Source organism: Microbacterium oxydans (genome assembly GCF_026559675.1).
In the GTDB taxonomy this organism is placed as follows: Bacteria; Actinomycetota; Actinomycetes; order Actinomycetales; family Microbacteriaceae; genus Microbacterium; species Microbacterium oxydans_D.
In genome coordinates this window covers 64,706-81,981 of record NZ_CP092891.1, presented here as the reverse complement: position 1 = coordinate 81,981, position 17,276 = coordinate 64,706, and the positions used below count along the sequence as shown (strand labels likewise).

Annotated in this window: 19 protein-coding genes and 1 riboswitch; of the genes, 10 read left to right on the top strand and 9 right to left on the bottom strand. The window is 69.7% G+C overall.

Features of this window, described 5'->3' with window-relative positions:
• Positions 1–32: 32 nt before the first annotated feature.
• Positions 33–98: riboswitch (guanidine-III (ykkC-III) riboswitch) on the bottom strand.
• Positions 99–247: 149 nt separating this feature from the next.
• From MME74_RS00430 to MME74_RS00410, 5 genes are all read left to right on the top strand, one after another.
• Positions 248–532: a hypothetical protein gene (locus MME74_RS00430; protein ID WP_267416659.1), complete on the top strand. Its 285-nt coding sequence runs from the start codon at positions 248–250 to the stop codon at positions 530–532.
• 141 nt (positions 533–673) lie between these two features.
• The gene (locus MME74_RS00425) at positions 674–1,825 is read left to right on the top strand and encodes a calcium:proton antiporter (RefSeq protein ID WP_267416658.1); all 1,152 of its coding nucleotides are present in this window, start codon (positions 674–676) and stop codon (positions 1,823–1,825) included.
• 50 nt (positions 1,826–1,875) lie between these two features.
• On the top strand, positions 1,876–2,871 hold the full coding sequence (locus MME74_RS00420; protein WP_267416657.1) for a methyltransferase family protein: 996 nt from the start codon (positions 1,876–1,878) through the stop codon (positions 2,869–2,871).
• A gap of 17 nt (positions 2,872–2,888) precedes the next feature.
• Positions 2,889–3,386: a MarR family winged helix-turn-helix transcriptional regulator gene (locus tag MME74_RS00415; RefSeq protein ID WP_267416656.1), complete on the top strand. Its 498-nt coding sequence runs from the start codon at positions 2,889–2,891 to the stop codon at positions 3,384–3,386.
• Positions 3,383–4,186, top strand: coding sequence for an SDR family oxidoreductase (locus MME74_RS00410; RefSeq protein ID WP_267416654.1), 804 nt, complete (start codon positions 3,383–3,385; stop codon positions 4,184–4,186). The genes MME74_RS00415 and MME74_RS00410 overlap by 4 nt, the downstream gene beginning before the upstream one ends.
• Before the next feature lie 62 nt (positions 4,187–4,248).
• Here MME74_RS00410 and MME74_RS00405 read toward each other — a convergent pair whose 3' ends face one another.
• Genes MME74_RS00405 through MME74_RS00385 form a run of 5 tightly spaced genes read right to left on the bottom strand, consistent with a single transcriptional unit; the run spans position 4,249 to position 9,173 of the window.
• Positions 4,249–5,220: an aldo/keto reductase gene (locus MME74_RS00405; protein ID WP_267416653.1), complete on the bottom strand. Its 972-nt coding sequence runs from the start codon at positions 5,218–5,220 to the stop codon at positions 4,249–4,251.
• Complete coding sequence (locus MME74_RS00400; protein WP_267416652.1) at positions 5,217–6,119, bottom strand: carbohydrate ABC transporter permease; 903 nt, start codon at positions 6,117–6,119, stop codon at positions 5,217–5,219. The genes MME74_RS00405 and MME74_RS00400 overlap by 4 nt, the downstream gene beginning before the upstream one ends.
• On the bottom strand, positions 6,116–7,081 hold the full coding sequence (locus MME74_RS00395; RefSeq protein WP_267416651.1) for a carbohydrate ABC transporter permease: 966 nt from the start codon (positions 7,079–7,081) through the stop codon (positions 6,116–6,118). The genes MME74_RS00400 and MME74_RS00395 overlap by 4 nt, the downstream gene beginning before the upstream one ends.
• Positions 7,082–7,132: 51 nt before the next feature.
• Complete coding sequence (locus MME74_RS00390; protein ID WP_267416650.1) at positions 7,133–8,443, bottom strand: ABC transporter substrate-binding protein; 1,311 nt, start codon at positions 8,441–8,443, stop codon at positions 7,133–7,135.
• Between the two features lie 55 nt (positions 8,444–8,498).
• Complete coding sequence (locus MME74_RS00385) at positions 8,499–9,173, bottom strand: ThuA domain-containing protein (protein WP_267416649.1); 675 nt, start codon at positions 9,171–9,173, stop codon at positions 8,499–8,501.
• A gap of 97 nt (positions 9,174–9,270) precedes the next feature.
• Here MME74_RS00385 and MME74_RS00380 point away from each other — a divergent pair, with 97 nt between their 5' ends.
• Together MME74_RS00380 and MME74_RS00375 are read left to right on the top strand one after the other, a co-directional pair.
• Entirely contained in the window at positions 9,271–10,518 is a 1,248-nt protein-coding gene (locus MME74_RS00380; protein WP_267416648.1) for an ROK family protein, read from the top strand.
• The gene (locus tag MME74_RS00375; RefSeq protein ID WP_267416647.1) at positions 10,515–11,756 is read left to right on the top strand and encodes a Bcr/CflA family efflux MFS transporter; all 1,242 of its coding nucleotides are present in this window, start codon (positions 10,515–10,517) and stop codon (positions 11,754–11,756) included. The genes MME74_RS00380 and MME74_RS00375 overlap by 4 nt, the downstream gene beginning before the upstream one ends.
• 16 nt (positions 11,757–11,772) lie before the next feature.
• Here the strand turns inward: MME74_RS00375 and MME74_RS00370 are convergent, their stop codons facing one another.
• Complete coding sequence (locus MME74_RS00370; RefSeq protein WP_267416646.1) at positions 11,773–12,726, bottom strand: GlxA family transcriptional regulator; 954 nt, start codon at positions 12,724–12,726, stop codon at positions 11,773–11,775.
• A gap of 116 nt (positions 12,727–12,842) precedes the next feature.
• On the opposite strand from MME74_RS00370, the gene MME74_RS00365 reads away from it, so the two are divergent.
• From MME74_RS00365 to MME74_RS00355, 3 genes are all read left to right on the top strand, one after another.
• Entirely contained in the window at positions 12,843–13,436 is a 594-nt protein-coding gene (locus tag MME74_RS00365; RefSeq protein ID WP_267416644.1) for an isochorismatase family protein, read from the top strand.
• A gap of 292 nt (positions 13,437–13,728) precedes the next feature.
• Positions 13,729–13,995 carry a hypothetical protein gene (locus MME74_RS00360; RefSeq protein WP_267416643.1) on the top strand — a complete coding sequence of 89 codons (267 nt, stop codon included), beginning with the start codon at positions 13,729–13,731 and terminating at the stop codon, positions 13,993–13,995.
• The gene (locus MME74_RS00355; protein WP_267416642.1) at positions 13,992–14,294 is read left to right on the top strand and encodes a hypothetical protein; all 303 of its coding nucleotides are present in this window, start codon (positions 13,992–13,994) and stop codon (positions 14,292–14,294) included. The genes MME74_RS00360 and MME74_RS00355 overlap by 4 nt, the downstream gene beginning before the upstream one ends.
• 24 nt (positions 14,295–14,318) lie before the next feature.
• On the opposite strand, the gene MME74_RS00350 is transcribed toward MME74_RS00355, so the two are convergent.
• The 3 genes from MME74_RS00350 to MME74_RS00340 all read right to left on the bottom strand — a co-directional run bounded on the left by MME74_RS00350 (position 14,319) and on the right by MME74_RS00340 (position 17,253).
• The gene (locus tag MME74_RS00350) at positions 14,319–14,957 is read right to left on the bottom strand and encodes a hypothetical protein (protein ID WP_267416641.1); all 639 of its coding nucleotides are present in this window, start codon (positions 14,955–14,957) and stop codon (positions 14,319–14,321) included.
• A 132-nt stretch (positions 14,958–15,089) separates the two neighbouring features.
• Positions 15,090–16,613: an aldehyde dehydrogenase family protein gene (locus tag MME74_RS00345; RefSeq protein WP_267416640.1), complete on the bottom strand. Its 1,524-nt coding sequence runs from the start codon at positions 16,611–16,613 to the stop codon at positions 15,090–15,092.
• Between the two features lie 13 nt (positions 16,614–16,626).
• Positions 16,627–17,253, bottom strand: coding sequence for a class II aldolase/adducin family protein (locus MME74_RS00340; RefSeq protein ID WP_267416639.1), 627 nt, complete (start codon positions 17,251–17,253; stop codon positions 16,627–16,629).
• Positions 17,254–17,276 lie beyond the last annotated feature (23 nt).

Sequence of the window (17,276 nt, the reverse complement as noted above, 5' to 3'; positions counted from 1 at the left end):
TTCCACACGCACAGGGCAACACGAGACGACCTTCTGGTCAGTCTTGTCGCTTTGCGGGTACTGCGCCCTCGTCCGCAGGTTCGTGAGGTGAACCTGCCGCCAAGCTACCAGAGAACGTGACGGCCTGCGCGAGGTGGGGGGCCCGAGACGGAACGGCGCCGATTTGCTACCCTGGATGGTGGAATGACGACGGAGGACGACCTCCGGCGGCGAGACAGACCGGGGACGACCCCGAGGGGAGTCTCCCGTGAACCACCCGTCCGCCTGGCCCTTCTGGGTCGTCTCCCGTGAACCTCGGGCCGCCCGCGCCACACTCGCGCTGTGCATCGTCGCGTTCACGATGGTCAGCGCTGCGGCGCTCTCCGTCGGAGCTCGAGGGATCTGGCTCGAGCTCGTGCTCTCCGCGGGCTTCCTCGTCTGGGCCACCGCGCAGTGGGCCTGCGTCGAGCGTCGTCGACACCGCGAGACGGCCTTCCGCCGCGACGTGGAACGCTACATCCACGCGCTCTCCCACTCCTCCGCCCAGGAGTGACGTCACCGCCGTCGAAGCCGAGGTCACCCATCGGCATCGACCGCGTACCATCAGATGCAGTGCGCTGACACAGCGCTGCGTCCGGGACGACCCGGACGTCGTTTTCATTCGGGGACGGCCCCACCTCGAAGGAGTCCGGCGATGTCACGCACGGAACTGAAGCAGCTGATCGGCGTCACCGACGTCGTCCGCGTCCTCCTGGGATGGGGTGCCTTCGCGGCGCTCCTCCTTCTCCACCCGGTGCTCGAGCCCCCTGTGCCCGCCCCGGTCCTCATCATCGCGCTCGGCGTCATCATCGCCGTGATCCTCGTGTGCGCGTTCGGCGTCGTGAAGCAGGCCGAAGCCCTCGCGCACCGGCTCGGCGACCCCTACGGCTCACTGGTCCTGACGCTGTCGATCGTGCTGATCGAGGTCATCCTGATCTCGGCGGTCATGCTCGGCCCGGGCGAGCATGCGACCATCGCGCGCGACTCGGTCATGGCCGTCGCCATGATCATCCTGAACCTCGTCATCGGACTCGCTCTGCTGCTCGGCGGACTGCGTCATCGCGGCATGGCGCACAACCGGACCGGCACCTCGGCGTACCTGTCGATGCTGGTGGTGCTCGTCGCCCTCGCGTTCGGCCTCCCCGCCCTCATCGGCACGGACGGCTCGTACACGACCGCGCAGGAGATCCCGATCATCATCCTGACGCTGGTGCTCTACGCGTTCTTCCTCTACCGGCAGATGGGTGCGCAGGCGAGCGACTTCACCGAGGTCGACCCGCGTCTGCTGCAGAGCGCACAGCGTCAGGAGAAGGCGGAGTCCACCGGCGGGATCCGCCAGGTGCTGGCCGAGCACCGCACGGAGGTCCTCGTCCGCCTCGCGCTGCTGGTGGTCACGGTCATCCCGATCGTGCTGCTGTCGCACGACATGGCGGCGCTGCTCGACGACGGCCTGGGTCGCCTCGGCGCCCCGGTCGCCCTCGCGGGTGTGCTCATCGCGGGCATCGTGTTCCTTCCGGAGTCGATCACGGCTGTGCGCGCCGCGCTCGGGGGAGAGGCCCAGCGGGTCAACAACCTCTGCCACGGTGCGCTCGTCTCGACGGTCGGCCTCACGATCCCCGCGGTGCTGATCATCGGGATGTTCACGGGTCAGACCGTGGTGCTCGCGGAGTCGCCGGCGAACCTTCTCATGCTCGGGGTCACGCTGCTGCTCTCGGTGACGACCTTCGCCGCCAAGCGGGTCACCGCGATGCACGGCGCGGCCCACCTGGTGACGTTCGCCGTGTACCTGGTCGTCCTGTTCAACTGAGGGTGCGGCCGCCTGTTCGGGGGAGCGGGCGGCCGACCTAGACTGGCCGCATGGAGGCGACCCGGCGACCGGCGGACTCGGCCGGGACGGATGCCGGGACACGCGCCGTGATGTGGGAACGCGTGTACTTCGCCGCCCAGGCGCTCGCGGGTGCGGCCTGGTGGGTCGGGGTGTTCACTCTTCCCTGGGTGCGATCCGCGACGCTGGGCACGCTCGACGTCGGACTCCTGGCCGCGCTGGACATCCCACTGTTCGTGATCGCCTCCGCACTGGTCGCCTGCGGGCTCCGGTTCGTCGCCTGGATCGTGGCGCCCTGGACGATGCTCGTCGCGGCCGGCATGGTCCTGTACGCCACGGTGACGGCGACCACGGGGTGGGGCGCTCTGCTGATGGTGGCGGCAGCGGCCGGCTCGACGGCCGCCGGGATCGTCGTGCTCGTGGGGCGATTGCCCTCGGAGTGGCTGCTGATCGGTCCGTTCCGCTTCCGGCCGGCAGCGCCGACCACGACCGGAGCCCTCGTCACGAAGGCCGCGCTGCAGACCCTCGTGTTCTCGGGGATCTTCCTCATCGTGATCCCCGGCATCATCCTGGCGCTGGAGCTGCGCTGGGGGCTGCACCTGGACTTCCCGGCCGTCCTTCGCGTCGGCGGAGTGGTCCTGTTCGCCGCAGCACTCGCCCTGTCGCTGTGGTCGTCGGCGGCGATGTCCGTGCGCGGCGCCGGGACCCCGCTGCCCTCGGAGATGCCGCGCCGGCTCGTGATCTCCGGCCCGTACCGGTTCGTCCGCAACCCGATGGCGGTCGGCGGGATCGGACAGGGCGTGGCGATCGGCCTGATCGCGGGCTCGTGGCTCGTGGTCGTCTACGCCCTCGCCGGCTCCCTGGTCTGGAACACGCTGGTGCGGCCGCTCGAGGAAGCAGACCTGGAGGAACGGTTCGGGCCGGAGTTCCGCGCCTACCGCGCGACCGTCTCCTGCTGGATCCCCCGGCGTCCGGCAGCCGCGGCCGAATCGGCGACCCCGCCACGCACAGTTGCCTCAGGCAACTAAAGGCGTAGACTGGCGGTATGACGGTCGCAGACGGTGTCGCAGGCATCCACGTCGCGCTCGTCCGGGTCGTATCCGAATGGACCGAGAGCGACGTGCAGGCGCTGGTCGCGGAAGGCGTCGGCGTCGCGCTCGACCCCACCGGCATCCGCGCGGTGTACCTCCTCGGCCTCAACGGCGGGGCGATGGGATTCGGACAGCTCGCCGAGCGCGGATCGATGTCGCGCCCGACCACGTCCAAGCTGGTCTCCCGGCTGGAGGCGCAGGGCATCGTCGATCGGGTCCGCTCCGGACGCACGGTCGAGGTGCGGTTGACGGATGCCGGCGACCAGGCCTACGCACGCCTGGTCGCCGCCGGACATCGGATGGTCGACGACGCGCTGGACGGTTGGGATGCGCGTGAGGTCGAGCAGTTCCAGGCGCAGCTCACGCGATTCGTCGCCGCCCTTTCCCGCACGAGCACGCAGCCGTCTCATGGCGTCTCCACCGACGTCGCCACCCCCAAGGAGGAAACATGACACGCACGTACATCGTCACCGGCGCCGCCTCCGGCATCGGTGCAGCCACCACCGAGCTGCTGCGCACGCAGGGCCACACGGTGATCGGAGTCGACCTCGCCGGCACCGAGGTCGAAGGCGACCTGTCGACCCCGGACGGCCGCAAGGCGGCTGCGGATGCCGCCGTCGCGGCCGCCGGCGGCACGGTCGACGCGGTCGTCGCGTGCGCCGGCATCGCCGCGCCGATCTCCAAGACGATGGCCATCAACTACTTCGGCGTGACCGAGTTCCTGGAGGCGCTTCTGCCGACGCTGAGCCTCGCCGACCAGCCGCGCGCCGCCGTGGTGTCGTCCATGGCGTCGCTGCAGCCGGTCTCGCCCGAGCTCGTCGACGCCGCCCTGAGCGGCGATGAGACGCTGGCGCTGTCGATCGGCGACCAGCTCGCGACCACCCCCGAGGCCGGATTCCTCAACTACTCGTCGAGCAAGCGCGCGCTGTCGCGCTGGGTGCGCCGCGAATCCGTCACCCCGGCCTGGGCCGGCGCCGGCATCCCGCTCAACGCCGTCGCCCCGGGCACGGTCACCACGGCGATGACCGCGGGTCTGCTCGCGAGCCCCGAAGGTCTCGCGCAGGTCGACGCGGCGGTCCCGATGCCGCTGAACTACCACCAGCCGGCCTCGTCCATCGCCGAGCTCCTGGTGTGGCTGACGAGCCCGGCGAACACGCACATGGCCGGTCAGACCATCTACTGCGACGGCGGCGCCGACGCGGTCCTGCGCGGCGACGACATCTGGTCCTGGAACGACGCACCGCGCGGCTGACGCAGGATGGCGACGAAGGCCCGGTCGCTGAGGACCGGGCCTTCGTCATGCTGGGTGCGAGGTCACTCCCGCACCCAGGGGATCAGGGCGTCCTGCCAGGTGCCGGGATCCAGCCGCACGGACGCGATCTCCTCCCAGAGTGCCTCCGGAACCGGCGCAGCGACAAGCGCTTCGGTGCGACGCAGGTCCTCTCGGGTCCGCATGCCCACGATCGTCGAGGTGATCCGCGGATCGCGCAGCGAGAACTGCAGGGAGACCGCTCCGAGATCCACGCCGTGACGCGCCGCGATCTCGCCGAATTCCGTCGCCGCACGGAGCACATCGGGCTCGGCATCACCGTACGCGTACCGAGCGGTCCAGAACGGATACGCGGTCAGCAGGCCGCCTCCGTAGGGGGCCGCGTTGAACACGCCGACACCGACTTCCCCCGCCGCCTCCAGGAGCGACTCGGCCGAACGATCCACGAGCGTGTACCGGTTGTGGCTGATGACGGCCTCGAACTCGCCGAGGCGCACGAACTCCTCCAGCATCGTGCAGTTCCCACCCGAGACGCCCAGGTGCGCGATCAAGCCCTCGTCCCGCGCCTGCACGAGCGCGGCGACGGGCCCGTCATGGGCTGTGGCGGCCGACCAGGTGGTGTTCTCCGGGTCGTGGAGGAAGAGAAGAGGGAAACGATCGATGCCCAGCCGCGCCAGGCTCTCCTCCAGCGAGCGTCGCATGCGCTCGCCCGAGAAGTCGCCGGTCCGGCCGTGTCGATCCGCCTTCGTGCTGAGCACGAACCCCGGAGGGATCCCGCCCGCGTCGTCGAGGGCGACTCCCACGCGGCGCTCGCTCTGCCCGCCGCCGTAGTTGTTGGAGGTGTCGAGCGCTGTGATCCAGGGGTGGGCGAGGATCTCCCGCGCGAGCGCTGAGGTCTCCTCGGGCGTCGGGCCGCTGCCGTCGGCCCGTCGCTGCCATCCGGCGGCACCCACCGTGATGCTCGATATCTCCGTCCCGGTCCGGCCGAGTGCGCGCGGGGCCGTGAACGACGTCATCCCTTCAGCCCTCCGCTGATCAGATCGAGACGCCAGTACCGGGAGAGCCAGAGCATCAGCAGCACGAGCGGAATCACGGCGAGCGCGGAACCCGTGATCACCGCGGTATGGAGCGCGGGCTCATTGGTGCCGCGGCTGACCAGGGTGAACAGGCCGACGGTGAGCGGGTACTTGTCCTCGCCCGAGAGCATCAGGTACGGGAGCAGGAAGTTGTTCCAGATCGCGACGAACTGCAGCATGAACACCGTGACGAGTCCGGGCAGCATGATCGGGAAGGTGATCTTGCGCAGGATCGCGAACTCGCTGGCACCATCGAGCCGCGCGGCCTCCAGCGTCTCGTCGGGCACGGAGGACGCGGCGTAGATCCGCGCGAGGAAGATCCCGAACGGGCTGATCAGCATCGGCAGCAGCACCGACCAGTACGTGTTGGTCAGACCGAGCCCCGCCATGATGAAGTACTGCGGGATGGCGAGGGTGATCCCGGGCACCAGCACACCGGCGAGCAGGAGCTTGAACAGCAGTCCCTTGCCGCGGAACTCGAACTTTGCGAATGCGTATCCGGCCAGTCCGCTGACGACCATCGAGGCGAGCCCGCCGACGCCGGCGAACAGCACCGTGTTCAGCGCCCACTTCACGTAGACGCCGTCGTTGTAGGCGAACAGGGTGGTGAGGTTGTCCCACAGCCCGGTGCCGGGAAGCAGCGTCGACGTGGTGAACAGCTCGCGCGAGCTCTTCGTGGAGGCGATCACGACCCACACCAGCGGGAAGAGGCAGTACAGGGCGCCCGCGATCAGCGCGAACGTGGGCCAGAAGGCGCCCTTGTGCGAGCGCCCGACGGGGGCGTCGGTCACGGGCACGCGGGTGAGGCGCCGACCGACGATCTGCGTGGCGGTGGTCATCGCTCGTCTCCGTTCGTCTTGCCCTGCACGAGGCGCAGCAACCCGAGGGAGGCGACCAGCGTGCCCACGGTGATGACCACGGCCATGGCGGCAGCAGCATTGATCTGATCATTGGTGAACGCGTCGCGATACACCTTCATGAGGGGGAAGAAGGTGGACGTGATCGCGCTCGTCAGCGGGCGAAGCGTGGTCGGCTCGCTGTACACCTGGAGTGTGGCGATCAGCGAGAACAGCGAGGTCAGCACCAGCGACGGAGCGATCAGCGGGATCTTGATCCGCCAGGCGATCTGCCACTCGCTGCAGCCGTCCACGCGCGCCGAATCGTAGATCTCCATCGGGACCGAACGGAGCGCGGTGTAGAGGATGATCATGTTGAATCCGAGCGCGCCCCAGATCGCGATGTTGGCGAGCGAGCCGATCACCCAGGAACTGTCCAGCAGGTTGAGCGTCGGCAGCCCGAGGCTCTTCAGGATCGCGTTGAGCGGGCTGGTCGACGGCAGGAAGAGGAAGCCCCACATGATGGAGGCGATGATCCCCGGCACCGCATAGGGCGCGAAGATCGCGGTGCGGGATGCCGTCACGAAGCGCGCACGGGGCGCGTCCAGGAGGAGGGCGATCAGGAGCGCACCCCCCAGGGTGATGGGCACGGTGATGAGGCCGTATTGCAGGAGGCGCACCAGGCTTGCGAGGAGCTCGGGGTCGGTGAGCACATTGGCGTAGTTCTCGAGGCCGACCCACGTCTCCTCGCGGGTACCGTATCCGCCGCCGCCGCTGACCTTGGCGCCGCGGAAGCTGAGGTAGATCGCGTACCCGAGGGGGATCAGATAGAACGCGAGGAACAGGAGCGCCGCGGGGAGGACGAACGCGTAGGGCGCGCGGGGACGACGTGAGGGCCGTCGTCCTGCGGCCCGCGACGGCGCGACAGCGGCCGGGGCGAGCTTCTCGTCTGAGAGAACGGACATGAGGGATTCCTTCCGTTGTGGGGCGGCGCACACCGGCGCCGCCCCACGGGGCTACTTGACGTCGAACCCGCTGGATTCCAGGTCGGCGATCACGGCGTCCTGGGTCTTCGACAGGGCATCGCGGAACGAGGTGCCCGCGGTGATCGCCCGCCCGATCTCATCGACGTAGTTGCTGAACGCGATGGTCGTGTTCGGCGCCCAGGTGATCTCGAGGGTGTTCCCGGCGATCTCCGTGAGGATCTCGTGGAAGTCCTCCTGCTTGTACGCCGCCCGCTGGTCGCTCAGCGGGATGGATGCGTAGACGTCGAGACCGGGGTTCGACGCGGGGAAGTTCCCGCCGGCCTCGATCATGGCGCGCTGGCCGTCCTCCTGCGAGCCGAGCCAGGTGAGGAACTCGGCCGCCTCCTTCGGGTGCTCCGACACGGTGGTCACGAGAGCAGCGGAACCGCCCTGGAACGACACCTTGTCGCCCTTCTCCCAGGTGGGCAGGGGCGCGATGGCCCAGGTGCCGACGGTGTCGGGGGCACCGTTGAACACGCTCATCCCCGTTGCGAACCACGAGCCGGTGGGCAGGGAGAGCAGTTGCCCGCTGGCCATGCGCGTGTTGAACTCGGTGGTCTGATACTGGTCGGTCAGGACGAGATCGTCCTTCACCAGTCCATCCCAGTAGTCCGCGACCTCGTCGGCCTTGCCGCCCGCGATCGTGACGTCCCACACGCCGTCCTTCTGCGCGAACCACTGCGCACCGGCCTGCGCGCTCAGCCCCGCGAACCATCCGGCATCCTGCGCCGGCATCGTGGACAGGTACATCTCCGGATCGATCGTCCGGACCTTCGCGGCGAGATCCGCGAACTCGTCCCACGTGGTGGGCACGTCGAGACCGTACTTCTCGAACAGGTCCGCGCGGTAGATGTACAGCATCGGTGCCTGATCCAGCGGCACGCCGTAGACGCCATCACCGAGCTGCACGAGGTTCCAGATGGCCGGGTTGTACTCGCCCTTGACGCCGTCGACGTATTCCGAGATGTCCTCGGCGACGCCCGCGGTCAGGTAGGACGGCAGCCACTGGTATTCGGCGAGCGCGAGGTCGGGACCTTCACCGGCACGGACGGCCTGGTTGAGCTTGGTGAACTGCTCGGTGCCTCCGCCGACGTTCTCCACCGTGACGGTGACACGGTCCTGCGAGGCGTTGTACTTGTCGGCCATGTCCTGCGCCGTGCCCCACCATGTCCACCAGGTGAGGTCGACGTGCTCCTGCGATGAGGAGTCGGGTTCGTCGGACGGGGTGTCTCCTCCAGTGCAGCTGGTGAGAGCAAGGGCGAGCACGGCGACGGAGCCGACCGCGGTGAGCATCTTCTTCATACGACCTCCTTGTTGATGAACGGCGAGATGCGGGGGATTTTGTCTGCGAGATGACTTATTCGGGGTGAGGCTGATCGAGGATCCAGGCGGCTGACCTGGTGATGAGGGAACGGGTTCCCGCGCTCTCGTAGGCACGGGGATCGTGGCCGAGCGCGTCGTAGACGACCCGTCCGCCGTGTTCGTCGGTGCGGGTCCACAGGATCGGATGACGGACCCCGTCGTGCTCGTGGAAGAGCAGCGGCTCGACGTCGTCGGCGACCACGAGCCAGCTGTACCGTTCGTCGAAGGTCTGGAAGTCGTCGAGTCCGGCGACCACCGGGTGCTCCGAGGCGGCGACCTGCAGCGTGGTGAGGGAGTTGTCGGGGTGCATCGTCACCCCCTGTTCCCAGTGCCCGCCCATGATCTCGCGCCATTCCGGCACCTCGGGCAGGCTTCCCGCCGAGACGTGAAGGGAGAGCACGCCTCCGCCGCGGACCCGGTACGCGTGCAGTCCGTCGCGCGCGGCCGCCGCGGCGGGCGACTGCAGACCGTGCCGGGTGGGGTTCCCCGCGTTCACGACGAGCAGGTCCACACCATCGAGATCGGCGAGGCGCTCCTCGACGTCTCCACTCACCTCCACGTTATGGCCGACGTCGCGGAGGAGATCGGCGACGATGGCGCTCGTGGCATCGAACGGGTGCCAGGGGTCGGCATATCGACCGTTTCCGGAGAGAATGAGGACATTCGCCATTGAGAGTTCCCTACTTCCTCATCTATGAGGGATATGTAATACTGAATGACATATTTCCTACCATGGACGAGCCAGTGGAAGCAAGGAGTGGTCGCCGATGACCGAGTCCAGCCGCACGGAAGCCACGCGACCGTCGCCGAGATCCGAGACGCGCGCCGTGCCCAGCACGGCCGACGGGCTCCGCCGCGAGAACCTCAGCCGCGTGCTCACCCTGGTGCACCGTCACGGCTCACTGACGAGATCACGCGTGACCCACCTCACCGGCCTCAGTCGAACGGCGGTCGGTGCGCTCCTCGGCGAGCTCGTGGAACACGGCATCCTCACCCAGACCGACCCGCTTCCCACCGAGAAGGCCGGGCGACCGTCGGCGAACTACTCCACGCGCGACGACCTCGTCGGCGTCGCCGTCAACGCCGACGTGCGGGGAGTGCGGGTGGGCTTCAGCCGTCTGGACGGCAGCGTCCACGAGTCGCGGATGATCCCCCTGTCCGGCCGGCCGACGCCCAGGACCGCCGCGGAGACCGTAGCGGCAGCGATCACCGCGCACCGCGAGAAGTTCCCCGGCGAGCGGCTCGTCGGCATCGGCGCAGCCATCCCCGGCCGAGTGGACCCGACCGCACGCCTCGTGACCTGGGCGCCGTACCTGGAGTGGGAGCAGGAACCGTTCGCGCAGGCCCTCGAAGACCGCACGGGCCTTCCCACCCGTCTGGGTTACGACGCCGAGCTGGCCGTCACGACCGAGACGATGTGGGGAGCCGCCAGGGGAAGCAGGAACACGACCTACATCTACGGCGGCCCGGGCGGCATCGGCGGCTCCGCGATCGTCGCGGATCGCATCCTCGTCGGCGGGAACAACCTCGCGTCTCGCCTGGGCCACCTCACCGTGGACATGGACGGCGTCGAATGCGCCTGCGGCTCGCGCGGGTGCTTCGAGCCGACCGTCGCGTTCCGACATTACGAGGCAGCCCTCGGGGACGACCTGAGCAGCTTCGCCGACTTCGGCGCCGCCCTGCGCGCGACTCGGCGCCCTGAGGTGTCGGCACTCCTCGATCGCGACGCCGAGTACCTCGGGCGTGTGCTGCGCTCGATCGTCCTCGTGTACGACCCCGAGATGATCATGCTCGGCGGATTCCTGACCGGGGTGCTGGAACAGCGTCGCGCTGAGCTCGAACGCGCGGTGGCCGCCGCGACCCTGACGGCGATCTCACGTCCGCCCCTGCTCCAGCCCACCCAGTTCGGCGCCGACCAGCTCCTCGTCGGAGCCGGAGCACTCGCGTTCCGCGGCCTGCTCGACGATCCGGCTGACTTCCTGCTGGACGTCGATCGCGAAGCCTCTCCCGCATGACGGCGGGTGCAGCAGCCGCGGCGGATGACCCGATCCGTCGACGGCGGGTCCTCTATGCCGTGACACTCGGCATCCTGCAGACGATCTCGACCTTGACGATCGACATCTACCTCCCCGCTTTCCCACAGATCGCCGCCGAGTTCGCCGCGAGCCAAGCCGCCGTGCAGTTCACCTTCACCGGCGCGATGATCGGCAGCCTCTTCGGCCAGCTCCTCGCCGGGCCGCTCAGCGACATGGTGGGACGAAAGGCGCCGCTGCTCGCGGCATGCGGCCTGCATATCGTCGCGTCCCTCCTGTGCGCCGTGGCACCATCCGCCGAGATGCTCGCCGGCGCACGGTTCGTCCTCGGTCTCGCTGCGGCGGCCACCGGGGTCATCGCGCTCTCGATCGTGCGGGACTTGTACTCGGGTCACGCGATGGTGCGGATGCTGTCGAACATGGCGCTGATCTCGGGCCTGGCCGTGGCTGTCGGACCGCTGCTCGGCTCGACGCTCCTGCAGATCATGCCCTGGCGTCTCGTCTTCGTCACGCTCGCGTGCTACGGAGTGATCGTCGCCCTGCTGTGCGGCTCGGTCCTCACGGAGACCCTGCCGCTGCGCGCCCGTCATCGCGACGGCGTCGTGCGCCGATTCCGCGGCCTGGTCGAGGTGTTCCACGACCGCACGTACCGCGGCCTCGCCCTCACGAGCGCGTTCATGTGGGGCGGCATGTTCAGCTACCTCGCCGCCTCATCCTTCCTGTTCCAGCAGGTCTTCGGCCTGACACCCACCGGGTACGGCCTCGTGTTCGCGACGCACGCGCTGTTCATGCTCGCGGGCAATCAGCTCAGCGGACGCGTGTCCCGTCGACTCGGCTTCCATGCGCTGCTCCTGATCGGCGTCGTCGGCACGGTCATGTCCACCGCGGTCATGGCGGCGATCCAGCTCGCGACGCCCGACGCCGGCATCTTCGGCGTGCTCGGACCCCTGTGGGCGTTCACGTTCTTCCTCGGCCTGTCGACGCCGTCGATCCAGGCCGCCGCGATGTCGCGCCACGAAGGCGTGGTGGCCGGGGCCGCGGCATCCGGAGTCGGCGCCTCCCGGCAGCTGTTGGGTGCGATCGCGTCGCCCCTCGCCGGACTCGTGGGGATCACGTCCGGGTTGCCGGTCGCGATCATCATGTTCACCGGCCAGGCGCTCGCCCTAGTCGCGCTGTGGGCTTTCGTGCTGCGCTCCCCGCGGGCGCCGGGCGGGCACTGACCGCACGCTCCGGCGCTCAGGGCGCGCGGAAGGCCGACCGGTACTGACTCGGAGTCGCGCCGAACGCCCGCCCGAAGTGCTGGCGGAAGAGCGCGGCACCGCCGAACCCGGTCGTCGCGGCCACGGCGTCGATCGGCAGCGCGGTGGTCTCGAGCAGTTCCCTGGCCGCGGCGAGCCGCTGCGCGAGCACCCACTTCGCGACCGTCGATCCCGTACGGGCGCGGAAGGCGCGGGTGAAGGAGCTGCGGCTCAGGTGCGCGCGTGCGGCGAGGACGTCGATGGAGAGGTCGGTCTCGAGGTTCGCCGCCGCCCAGCGCATCGCGTCGGCGGCCGGGTCTCCTCCGCTCTCGGGGATCGGCCGCTCGATGAACTGCGCCTGCCCGCCGGCACGGTGCGGCGGTGCGACGATCCTCCGGGCGACACGGTTCGCGACGTGCTGACCCTCTCTGCGGGCGAGCAGGTGCAGGCAGGCGTCGATGCCCGCGGTGGCGCCGGCGCCCGTGATGATGCGCCCCCCGTCGATGTACAGCTCCTCCGGCTCCAGGGCCACGCGGGGGAAGCGCTGCCGGAAGACGTCGGCCCACTTCCAGTGCGTGGTCGCCGTGCGGCCGTCGAGCACCCCGCTGTCGGCGAGAGGGAACGCGCCCAGGCAGAGTCCGACCAGTTCGGCGCCCTCGTCGCGTGCGTCCCGCAGGGCGAGGGACAACTCGTCCGGCGCTGCGCTCCCCGGCTCGCCCCACCACGGGACGACCACCACGTCGGCCCCACGGACGGCCTCCAGCCCGTGGCGGACATCGATGTCGAAGTCGGCCGAGGTGCGCAGGGTGCCCGCCCGGAGCGCCGCGACCCGGATCGGCCACGGGTCGATCTCGCCGACGGGCGTCTCCCCGCCCCACACCAGCGAGGGGACGGAGAGATGGAACGGGCTGATTCCCTCCACCGCGATCACGGTCACACGCGGAGCGGCCATGCGCCTTCCTTCCTGACCCTCCGAGCCGATCTCGACGGGTCGTGACCCGAAACCACCTGTTCAGATGTCTTCGGGTCAACCAGACTACTGACGACCCCCGAGAGAGGACACCCGGAATGACCACCTCAGCCACACTCCGCACGCTCAGCGGCGTCGTCGACACCCCCGCGACGCTCACGGCCTCGACCGTCGTGCTCGTCGACTTCCAGAACACGTACACCCGGGGCGAGATGGAGCTCGAGGGGTGGGACGCTGCGCTCAACGCCGCCGCCGACCTCCTCACGCGAGCCCGCACGGCCGGCGCGACCGTGATCCACGTGCAGCACGACGGCGGTGCCGGATCGGCGTACGACATCCGCGAGGACATCGGTGCGATCCATGAGCGCGTCGCACCGGTCGACGGGGAAGCGGTGGTCGTCAAGAAGGCGCCGAACTCCTTCGTCGGCACCGAGCTCGGCGACCTGGTCGACGCGGCCGGGCACGAGGACGTCGTCATCGCCGGATTCATGACCCACATGTGCGTGACGTACACGACGGAGGGCGCGTTCCTCCGCGGCAACCGACCCACCGTCGTCGCCGCGGCCACCGCGACGCGAGCGCTCCCCTCCGTCGCCGGCGACGTGCCGGCCGAGCAGCTGCATCGCGCGGCCCTCGCGGGCATCGCCGACCTCTACGCCACCGTCGTCCCGACCGCCGCCGACCTCTCCTGACGTCGCCGCACGAGGCCCGGCTCCTGGAGGGCCGGGCCTTCTCCGCGCCATCCACTCGCCCGTTATTTTGAATGACTCAAAATAACGTGGTACGGTCGGAGGGAACCGGACGGCCGGATCATCCCTCCCCCGCTCGTCGCAGACGGCATCCGCACGGGAGGCATCCGGCCGGCAGATGGCGCGCCGTTCATCGGGGGCTTGTCGCCCCAGAGCGGTGTTCTGCGCGCCATCGCGCAGGATCGTGTGCACCCCGCATCCGACTGCCACCGGCGAGAGAAGAGAGGAATCGCTGATGGAGGAGACCCGATCCGGCTGGAAGCCCAGCCCGGTGTTCAGCTCGATGCCGCACTCGATGGGCCGCGGCTCGCGCGAGGACATCGTCTGGGAAGCGCTCGAACGCGTCGACGGCAAGCCGGCACCGTCCATGGGCGCGATGCAGGCGGCCATGGGGAACGAGGCGCAGATCCGCCTCGTCCACGACGTGATCCGTGCGTACCTCGACGCCCACGGGCTGCAGAGCACCAGCGAGCTCGGCGTCCGCGCCGGGAGATCCGCATGAAGAGGCGGGAGGCGCGCGGGGACGTGACCCTGCGGATCCGATCCGCCGAGCTGTCCCTCACACCGCCGCCTCGGGTGGCTGCCGATGAGTTCGTCGCCCGGCTCGGATCCGGCGGCCTCGGATGCACGTCCTACGTGGTCGCCCGGCGCGAAGGGACGGCGCCCGAGTGGATCGTGCTCGACTACGCCGCCGAGGGCCGCGAGCGCGTGTGGCGCCAGGTGCCGTCACACGCGGACGACGTCCTCTCCTATGTCCTCGTGGAGGACGACTCGTCGAGCGGTTACGTCACGATCGCCTGAGGACGGCCGGCGCGCCCGCTCCGGTCATCCGCCGAACACGACGACGGAGCTCGAGCGGGAACGCGCCGCCCGCAGCGCGACAGCGCCCAGGGCCCCCGCGGCGAGGATGCGGACGAGGAGCACGATGTTGGAGACGAGGAACATCGTGTTCATCTCCGACATGCTCCCCGACAGCGCCGCGAACTCCATCAGGGAGCCCGCCACCACGGCGGCGAGAGCGATGGCGGGGATGTAGCGCCACGGCGTGGGCATCGGGCTGCGCAGCACTCCGGCGACCACCACTCCGCTCAGACCCAGCTTCACGAGCGGGTCCACGAAGAGCGGTGCGGCGGAGGTGACGTCGAACACCGCGGTCAGGAGCGGCTGACCCACGAAGACCCAGATCGCGAGGAGGAACAGTGCGACGACCGTGCCCCTCGACAGCCGCAGCGCATCCTGCCGACGGGCTGCGGCGATTCCCGCACTGGCGAGCGCGAGGCTGAACGCCGCGGTCGTCGTCGTCGCGAGCAGGCTGAGCGCTCCGCCGTCGAGCGCACCGGGAAGGCTGCGGAAGACGGCGAGGAGGGCGGAGACGAGGAAGAGCGACCCGGATGCCAGCCACCAGCGCGACCAGCGGGGCGCAGCACCTTCCACCGCGATCGCCGGCGATTCCGGTCCACTCATCACTCATCGCTCCGTCGGTCGGGGTCAGATCCTGCGATCCACCCTCGCAGACGCCGCCGAGCCACGCCAGAACGCGGTCGCACACCGCAGGTCGAAGACCCGCCGGGTCGAGCCCGGCGGGTCGAGGCGGGGTCAGTGCCCGAGGTTCGTCCAGACGGTGCGCGTCTCCAGGTACGACTCCAGGTTGGCATGGCCCATGTCGCGGCCGTAGCCCGACATCTTGAACCCGCCGAACGGAGCCGCCGCATCGGTCGCGCCGTACATGTTGATGTAGACCGTGCCCGCCTGCAGGAGCCCGGCCAGGCGGTTCGCCTTCGTGATGTCGCGCGTCCAGATGCCCGCCGCGAGACCGTAGGGGGAGTCGTTCGCACGGCGGGCGATCTCATCGATGTCGTCGAACGGCTGCGCCACGACGACGGGTCCGAAGATCTCCTCCCGCACGGCGGCGAAGGTGTCGTCCACATCCGTCAGGACCGTGGGGCGGATGTAGTACCCGCCCGGGATCGCGGCATCGGGGAACGCGGACCCGCCGGCGGCGACCGTCGCGCCCTGCTCCTGGGCGCCGTCGATGTAGCCGAGCACCCGCTCGTGCTGACGGGTGGAGATGACCGGACCGATCTGCGCGGACGGGTCGAAGCCGTGGCCGACCGTCATGGACGAGGCGATGTCGGCCAGGCGGCCCACGACGTCGTCGTACGAGCGCTTCTGCACGTAGAGGCGCGACCCGGCGGCGCAGGCCTGGCCCGCGTTGAAGAAGATCGCGCTGGCCGCGGCCGCCGCGGCCTCCTCGACGGGGCTGTCGTCGAAGATGATGTTCGGGCTCTTGCCGCCGAGCTCGAGCGTCACGCGCTTGACCATGGGGGCCGCGCGCTGGGCGATGCGGGTGCCGACCGCGGTGGAGCCGGTGAAGGCGACCTTGTCGACGTCGGGGTGGTCGACGAGTGCCTCGCCGGCCTCGGCGCCGTAACCGGTGAGGATGTTCAGCACGCCCTTCGGCATGCCCGCCTCGAGCGCGAGCTGGCCCAGGCGCAGGAGCGAGAGCGGCGTGTTCTCCGCGGGCTTCATGACGATGGTGCAGCCGGCGGCGAGTGCCGGCGCGATCTTCCACACACCCATGAGGAGCGGGTAGTTCCACGGCACGATCTGGGCCACGACGCCGACCGGAACGCGCTCGGTGCGCACCATCGCGTCGGTGATCGACACAGGGATCGTGTTGCCCTCGATCTTCGACGGCCATCCGCCGAAGTACTCGAAGTGGTTGATCGCGAGGGGCAGATCGACGGATGCCGCCGCCCCCTTGAGCTTGCCCCCGTCGAGCACCTCGAGCTCGACGAACTCGTCGGCGCGCTCCTCCAGGAGGCGGGCGAGCCGCAGGATGATCCGGCCGCGGTCGAGGGCGCTCATGCGTCGCCAGGGCGCGTCGGGGGCGAAGGCGCGGCGGGCGGCCTGCACCGCGCGGTCGGCGTCCACCGCGTCCGCGGCTGCCGAACGGGCGATGACCGCACCCGTGCCCGGGTCGACGATGTCGATGGTGCGACCGGAGTGCGCCTCGACGAGCTCGCCGTCGATGAGCAGCCGTGGCGGCTGGGCGAGGAAGCGCTTGGTCGCCTCGCTGATGTCGGGATCGATGGTGATGTGCGTGGGGGCGGTCGTCATCACAGCTCCTTGTTCAGGCGTGGTGCAGGGTGGCGAGCGCCTCGGCGGGGAAGGCGGTCTCGGTGTCGCCGAGGAGGAGGGCGCGGTAGGTCGCGGTGGCGGCCTCTTCGAGGTTGAGCGCCCGACGGAACGCCATGCTCACCGAGTCGCCCAGTGCGGAGCAGCCGTGGTGGCCCATGATGATGCAGTCGTGATGCGCGGCCTGCTCCGCGGCGGAGTCGGCGAGCTCGTCGGAGCCGTTCGGGTAGTACGGCGTGGTCCCGACCGAGCGGACGTAGTACGCATGGTCGAGCGTGATCAGGCGCACGTCGTGTCCGAGCGCGTTGAGCAGCACGGCGTGCTGGGGGTGCACGTGCACCACCGCGTTCACGTCGGCGCGGGTCGCATAGCTGCGCTGGTGCAGCTTCCACTCGCTGGAGGGGCTCGCGGAGCCGCTGATGACCTCGCCCGACAGGCTCATGACCGAGAAGTCCTCGGGCGTGAGCCTGTCGAGCCAGGTGCCGGAGCCGGTGACCACGAAAGTGTCCTCGTCGATGCGGGCGGAGATGTTGCCTCCGGAGGCGAGGGCGAGTCCGCGGGCGACGATGTCGGCGCCGACGGCCATCAGTTCTTCGACGAGGGATTCCACACGCGTGGTCATGGCGACTCCTTTTCGGGGTGGGG